This is a genomic window from Pseudomonas fuscovaginae SE-1, assembly GCF_000364705.1.
Classification (GTDB): Bacteria; Pseudomonadota; Gammaproteobacteria; order Pseudomonadales; family Pseudomonadaceae; genus Aquipseudomonas; species Aquipseudomonas fuscovaginae_A.
This window is the reverse complement of record NZ_AQOH01000271.1, coordinates 1-7,199: the sequence shown is the minus strand read 5'-3', so window position 1 is coordinate 7,199 and position 7,199 is coordinate 1. Positions and strand designations below refer to the sequence as shown.

Annotated in this window: 6 protein-coding genes and 1 pseudogene; 4 read left to right on the top strand and 3 right to left on the bottom strand. The window is 64.0% G+C overall.

What is annotated here, in order from left to right; translation table 11 throughout:
* Positions 1-243, bottom strand: a pseudogene (locus K675_RS31230) (amidase family protein); the annotation flags it as partial.
* A 103-nt stretch (positions 244-346) separates the two neighbouring features.
* Positions 347-1,279, bottom strand: coding sequence for a helix-turn-helix transcriptional regulator (locus K675_RS0121780; RefSeq protein ID WP_026145419.1), 933 nt, complete (start codon positions 1,277-1,279; stop codon positions 347-349).
* Between the two features lie 596 nt (positions 1,280-1,875).
* On the opposite strand from K675_RS0121780, the gene K675_RS0121770 reads away from it, so the two are divergent.
* From K675_RS0121770 to K675_RS0121755, 4 genes are all read left to right on the top strand, one after another.
* Entirely contained in the window at positions 1,876-3,225 is a 1,350-nt protein-coding gene (locus tag K675_RS0121770) for an MFS transporter (protein WP_026145418.1), read from the top strand.
* Positions 3,226-3,324: 99 nt separating this feature from the next.
* Entirely contained in the window at positions 3,325-4,017 is a 693-nt protein-coding gene (locus K675_RS0121765; protein ID WP_017905583.1) for a fumarylacetoacetate hydrolase family protein, read from the top strand.
* 36 nt (positions 4,018-4,053) lie between these two features.
* Complete coding sequence (locus K675_RS0121760; RefSeq protein ID WP_017905582.1) at positions 4,054-4,815, top strand: SDR family oxidoreductase; 762 nt, start codon at positions 4,054-4,056, stop codon at positions 4,813-4,815.
* 33 nt (positions 4,816-4,848) lie between these two features.
* Entirely contained in the window at positions 4,849-5,805 is a 957-nt protein-coding gene (locus K675_RS0121755; protein ID WP_017905581.1) for a 2-hydroxyacid dehydrogenase, read from the top strand.
* Positions 5,806-5,866: 61 nt separating this feature from the next.
* Here K675_RS0121755 and K675_RS0121750 read toward each other — a convergent pair whose 3' ends face one another.
* Positions 5,867-6,643, bottom strand: coding sequence for an N-acetylmuramoyl-L-alanine amidase (locus K675_RS0121750; protein ID WP_017905580.1), 777 nt, complete (start codon positions 6,641-6,643; stop codon positions 5,867-5,869).
* Between the last annotated feature and the right edge of the window lie 556 nt (positions 6,644-7,199).

Here is a 7,199-nt window from a genome sequence, read left to right as displayed (position 1 = left end):
GTAGGGAATGCCATCGAGCGGGCCCAGGGTCTCGCCGCGCGCCCTGCGTGCGTCGGAAGCCCGTGCCTCGTCGAGCGCTTCAGGGTTGCGCACCACCACGGCGTTGAGCGCAGTGGGCGTGTCGGCGCCATCGTAGGCATCGATCCGGGCGAGATAGGCCTGGACCAGTTCGACCGCCGTGGTCTGGCCGGATTCGAGCGCGGCGCGCAATTGCGCAATGGAAACCTCGGTTACTTCGATCATGCTGTTACCGTCGACTGCTAGGGGGGACGCGGTGATTGGAATCGCCACATCTTACCCTAGTGTCCTGCCTCGCAAAAAAGCGGTTCGCTTTGGGTGGCGCGATTCAGGTACTGGACGGCGATTGCGGCGTATCCGGGTTGAGCTGCTGGCGACGGAACTGCCCCGGCGGCTGGCCGTGGATCTGCCGAAAGCGCCGGGAGAAATAAGCCTCGTCGGCAAAGCCGCACAGGCGCGCCACCTCCCCCACCGCCCGCGTGCCATTGAGCAGGTAATTGCGCGCCGCATGCATCCGCCGCTCCAGCACCAGCTCGGTGAAGGTCTTGCCGATTTCCTTGCGCAGCCAGTGGGTCAGGTACGTCGGCGAGAGATAGGTCGCGGCCGCCACCTTGACCAGGCTCAGGTCCGGGTCGGCGATATTCTTGCGCAGGTATTCGGACATCCGGCTCAACGCATCGCGGCGGCTGACTTCGGCGGCATTCTCCTCGGCCAGGCGCTTGAGCGGCTCGGCATACAGGGCGCAGACGCTGCCGATCAGTTGCAGCAGCAAGCCCTTGAGCATCTCGCGGGTGCCGAACTGGCGGTTCTCGTCGAGGGCGCGCATCTGCTCGATCAGGCCGCAGACCCGGGCGAAATCCTCATCGCCGAGGATGAAGTCCAGGTGCTCCTGGAAACGGAACGGCGACAACTCCGGCGCCAGCAGAATCGAGACTTCTTCCAGGTCCATCGGGTCGCACTGCAGGTGCGGCAGCAGGAAATGCTGGGAGAAGTTGATCACCATGAAGTTGCTCTCTTCCGGATGCGGGATCACATGCACCCGGTGCGGCAGGATGAACGCCAGGGTATTGCGCGGGAACGGCCGCTCGACACTGCCGATGTGCTGCACGGTGTCGCCACCGAGGTTGACCTGGATCTGGAAATACTCGTGGCGATGCGGGCTGGTTTCGGCGCGGCGGCCCTTCTTGTCGCGAATGTAGAAGTCGGTCAACTCGCTGCGTTGCTGCATGCCATAGGTCGGTACTCGGTGGGCTGACGACATCGTCCGGGGGTCCTCGAGGAGTGCGTGGGCAGGTCGCTGTCGGGCTGGAAGGTCAGCGACGACAGCGCCGATTCTGCGACGGCATCACGGCCGGATTCAATAGTGGTACGACGACATATTCTGAAACATGTTTTTCCGTTTCCACACCAGCCAGTTCAACTGTCCAAAAAAGCCGAAGCGCAACATCAAAATAAAATTGTTTAAAAACAGCATGTTAAAAATAATATAGGGAAATTCATGAAAATCCCGTGGTTTTTGATTTTTTTGGACAAGCCCGTCACAGCCCTTTTCACGCGGGGAAAATGATCTAACGCGCCCATTGATCCCCTTTAGTCATACGACCACTGTAGCTACCAACGCAGCTCCACCTCATCCAACAACAATCAAAGGTGCGCACGTCATGACCCTGCTTCTGTCCCTTGTCGACCTCCCACCACCCCATCGCCATGCCCCCCACTGTCCGGTGTACCTGAACACCTGACAGCGCCGCCGCGCGCTCCCGATCCGCCCCCTGTTGGCCTTGTCCGCGATTTCCCGGGCGACGGATTCGGCTGCGCGCAAGAAACCGCCTACACCCACAATAACAAGGTCTACTCATGTCGAACTCACACACTCCCCCGAGCAGCGCCGCGTCCGTGGTCGCCGCGCCCATGGAGGCCGCCTCGTCGCGCAGCCTGCCCACCCGGCGCCGCTGGGTCATGCTGTCGCTGCTGCTGATCGCCACCATCATCAACTACATCGACCGGGTGAACATCTCGATCGCCGCCCCCTTCATGGCCAAGGACCTGGGCCTGGACAAGATCGAGATGGGCCTGATCTTTTCCGCCTTCGCCTGGACCTACGCCCTGGCGCTGGTACCGGCCGGGTTCATCGCCGACCGCTTCGGTTCGCGGCTCACCTACGGCGTGTCGCTGATCAGTTGGTCGACGGTCACCGTCTGCCAGGGCCTGGCCTCGGGCTTCGCCTCGCTGTTCGGCCTGCGCCTGGCCGTCGGCGCCATGGAGGCACCGGCCTTCCCGGCCAACAGCCGCGCGGTCACCGTGTGGTTCCCGGCACGGGAACGCGGCATGGCCAGCAGCATCTACGTGTGCGGCCAGTACCTCGGCACGGCGCTGTTCACCGGCGTGCTGCTGTGGCTCGCCACCACCTACGACTGGCGCCACGTGTTCTACAGCACCGGCCTGATCGGCATCGTCTTCGGCGTGTTCTGGCTGTACGTGTATCGCGACCCGCTGAACTGCAAGAAGGTCAGCCCCGAGGAACTGAAATACATCGAGGCCGGCGGCGGCCTGGTCAAGAGCAGCCAGGAACGCACCCGCCTGAACTGGAAACAGATCGGCGAGCTGTTCCGCTACCGGCAGATCTGGGCGATCTGCATCGGCAAGTTCGCCAGCACCTCGGCGCTGTACTTCTTCCTGACCTGGTTCCCGACCTACCTGATCGAGGAGCGCCACCTGACCACGATCAAGGCCGGGATCTTCGCCGTGCTGCCGTTCGTGGGTGCCACGGTCGGCATCCTGCTCGCCGGCATCGTCTCCGACCTGCTGATCCGTCGTGGCTACTCGATGTCCTTTGCCCGCAAGCTGCCGCTGGTGGTCGGCTCGATGCTCGGCATGTCGATCATGCTGGTCAACTTCACCGACTCGAACCTGGTCTGCATCGCCATTCTCACCATCGCCTTCTTCGCCCAGGGCATCGCCTCGGCTTCCTGGGCGGCGGTGTCGGAAGTCGCGCCCAAGGAACTGATCGGCCTCACCGGCGGCATCACCAGCCTGGCGGCCAACATCGGCGGCATCGTCACGCCGATCGTGATCGGCGCGATCGTCCACGCCACCGGCTCGTTCGCCTGGGCCTTCTGGTTCATCGGCGGCGTGGCACTGATCGGCACCCTGTCCTACTCGTTCCTACTGGGCAAGCTGTACCGCATCGAACTCAAGGCGCGCTGAAACCAGGAACCCGGTTTTTTCCAACACGAGGCGGCTTTCGTCCAACTTCGCAAGCGAAGGCCGCCGTAAGCTCAAGCCTCCAACAAGGCCAAGAACAACATGACCATGACCGAATACGTCTTCACTCCCGATGTGCCCGTGACCCTGCCGGTCGCCGGCAGCCAGCAACGCTTCCCCGTCGGCCGGGTGTTCTGCGTCGGCCGCAATTACCCCTGGCCGGACACCCAGGGCCAGGCGCGCAAGCCACCGGTGTTCTTCATGAAGCCGGCGAGCAACGTGATCGACGTCAGCGGTGAAGTGCAGTACCCGACCCAGACCGAAGACTTCGCCCACGAAATCGAACTGGTGGTCGCGATCGGCGAAAGCGGCGCGAACATCCCCGAGAGCGAGGCCCTGGCCCACGTCTGGGGCTACGCCGCCGGCCTCGACCTGACCCGCCGCGACGTCCAGCGCCAGGCCAAGGAACAGGGCCTGCCGTGGGAAGGTGCCAAGGTGTTCGACGGCGCCGCACCGATGACCGCCATCGTCCCGGTCAGCCGCGCCGGCCACCCCACCGGCGAGCTGTGGCTGAACGTCAACGGTCAGGAACGCCAGCGCGACAGCCTCGACAACCAGATCTGGTCGGTCAGCGAAGTGATCAGCCGCATCTCCCAGGCGATCCCCCTGCGCGCCGGCGACCTGATCATGACCGGCAGCCCCGCCGGCGTCGACACCCTGCAGCCAGGCGACCTCATCAACGCCGGCATCGACGGCATCGGCCAACTGGAAATGCGCGTTGGCCCGCGCCCCTGAACCCCGACCCCAGCGAATCGAACAGGAGATAACAAGATGTCCAATCCCACCCTGAAAGTGGCCCTCGTCACCGGCGCCGGCAGCGGCATCGGCCGCGCCGTGGCCCTGGGCCTGCTGGCCGACGGCTTCACCGTGGTACTGGCCGGCCGTCGCCCCGAACCGCTGCAGGAACTGGTCGAACTCGCCGCCCTCGAAGGGCACAAGGCCCTGGCCGTACCCACCGACGTGCGTGACCCGAAAAGCGTGGAAAACCTGTTCACCAGCATCGACGCCCACTTCGGCCGGCTCGACGTGGTCTTCAACAACGCCGGGATCAACGCCCCTGCCGTGCCCCTGGACGAACTGACCTTCGAACAGTGGCGCAACGTGATCGACACCAACCTCAACGGTGTCTTCCTCTGCGCCCAGGGCGCCTTCGGCCTGATGCGCCGGCAGCAGCCGCAAGGCGGCCGGATCATCAACAACGGTTCGATCTCGGCCCACACCCCACGGCCCTTCAGCAGCGCCTACACCGCCAGCAAGCACGCGGTCCTGGGCCTGACCAAATCCCTGGCCCTGGACGGCCGCGAATTCAACATTGCCAGCAGCCAGATCGACATCGGCAACGCCCTCACCGACCTCTCGGTGCGCATGACCAAGGGCGTGCGCCAGGCCAACGGCACCATCGCCGTCGAGCCGATGGTCGACGTCCAGCACGTGGCCGATGCCGTGCGCTACATGGCCAGCCTGCCGCTGTCGGCCAACGTGCTGAACATGACCGTCATGGCCACCAACATGCCTTTTGCCGGGCGTGGTTAACCCGGCTTTTTTATTCCGCTACGCGAGGTTCACATGAAGCCAGAAGTCCTGCAGCTCAGCCCGATCCTGATTCCGGAAATCAATGCGCGACTCGCCGAGCTGTTCGCCATTCGCCGCTACTTCGAACAGGCCGACAAGGCCGCCTATATCCAGGAACACGGCGCCAACATCCGCGGCGTGATCACCGGCGGCCACACCGGCATCACCCAGGCGCTGATGGCGCAGTTGCCCAAGCTGGAAGTGGTGGCGGTCAATGGCGTCGGCACCGACGCGGTCGACCTGGCCTACGCCAGGGACCGCGGCATCCGCGTGACCGCGACCATCGGCGCGCTGACCGAAGACGTCGCCGACCTGGCCATCGGCCTGCTGATTTCCGTGTGCCGCGGCCTGTGCACCAGCGACCGCTACGTGCGTTCCGGCCATTGGCCGCACAGCCCGACGCCGCTGGCCCCACTGCCGCTGGCACGCCAGGTGTCGGGCATGCGCATCGGCATCGTCGGCATGGGCCGGGTCGGCCGTGCGGTGGCCACCCGCGCCGCCGCCTTCGGCTGCCCGATCAGCTACACCGACCTGAAACCGATGAGCGACGTCAGCCACACCTTCGTCGCCGACCTCAAGCAACTGGCCCGCGACAGCGATGCACTGATCCTCGCGGCGGCGGCCGACAAGGCCGAAGGCCTCATCAATGCCGAAGTGCTCCAGGCGCTCGGCAAGGGCGGCTACCTGGTCAACGTCGCACGCGGCAAGCTGGTCAACGAACCCGACCTGGTGGCCGCACTGGCCGCCGGCGACATCGCCGGTGCGGCGCTGGACGTTTTCGTCGATGAGCCGCGCGTGCCAGAGGCGCTGTTCAGCAACGAACAGGTGGTGCTGCAGCCGCACCGTGCCAGCGCGACCGTGCAGACGCGGACGCGGATGGGCGAAATGGTGGTGGCCAGCCTGGTGGACAGTTTTGCCGGGAAGGTGCCGCAGGGTAGCGTAACGGACTGAAAGCCATAACCTGATGTGGCTCGCGCAAGGCCAACCTCCCCGGCCGAGCGCGAGCGCATCGTTACCCGACTGCCGGGAAATACTTCGCCACCAGCGCGGCGAGGATGGCCGCAGTCTCGACGTCAAACACCCCATCATAATTCGTCGGCCGGAAATGCAACTGGAAGGCCCGGACCAACTGCTTGAAACCTGCCGGCGTGTCCGCGCCCGTCACCTCATAACCGTACTTCTTGAACAGCGCCAGGGCCGTGGCTTGGGATGGCAGCCCATCACGGGTGTATTGCCGTTGGTAGCCATCGCGCGTCGCCCCATCGAACCAGGCCCCGACGCCCGCCAGAGACAGCTCACACCAGGGAAACGCCGCCCCCGGGTCGCTCTTGCGGCTCCAGGCGATATCCGAATGGCCGACCACCTGGGTCGGGCCGATATTGGGATAGCGGGCGAGAATATTCAGCGACAATTGCTTCACGGCTTCGATCTGCCGGGGCTCATAAGGCGGGAAAGTGAACACGCCGCCGCTCTCGGAAGCCAGGTTGACGATCTCGATGCCGATCGAAGTGTCATTCAGGCGCGCTCTGCCGCCCCAGGCACTGGTGCCCGCATGCCAGGCGCCCTTGGTTTCGTCGACCAGACTGAAGACCTCCTGCTGGCTGAAGCCGGCCTGGACATAGCTCGGGTCGGTGACATCGGGCACCAGGTAATGGCTGCTGACGCTGGGGCCGGTCAGCGAGGCGATTGAAGAGGCGAAGTTGCCGGCGGTGTAGTGCAGCACCAGGAAGCGCACGCGCTCCTCGAAACCCCGCGTGTTCCGATAGGCCTTGTAGTTGATTGCTTTCATGAGCGATTCCGTTCCCTGTGAATTGGCGTTGTTGAGGGAACAGGGTGAATCGTGTGGCCGGTCGGTGAATATCGGACGGGGGGCTTGGCTTTCATAGGAGATGTCTGGGCGGGCGACTCCAACCAACCCGCACGGATGGCCGGTTGCATCAGCCGGGTTTTCAGTGGCCAGCAAGACGCCTCCCTTTCCCTTGACCGAAATTTCCTAGAAAATCCCGAGCGCTTGTTTGCGCCTGATCGTGGGACTAGGCTCGGTTCGTCACTGCCAATTCAGTGACCGGGTTTAGTCGCCCGCCAGTTTGATCAGGCGCACAGCGCCACCTTCCACGAGGCGCTTTTTTGCAGCCTCCGCTTTATGGTGGCCGTGCGCAGGGCACTTCGGTGCGCCGGTTTTCCTGATCACCGGTCGACTAACCTGCGTACGGCCGCCACCCCTTCGTTTAGTCGCGAATGTGGCGGCTCCCCAAACAGATCGGGAGTAACCACTCTATGTTCAAGGTCACGCCAAATCCCCTGTAGTGGTCAACAATTCCCGGACACAGAATTGAATTTTTCTT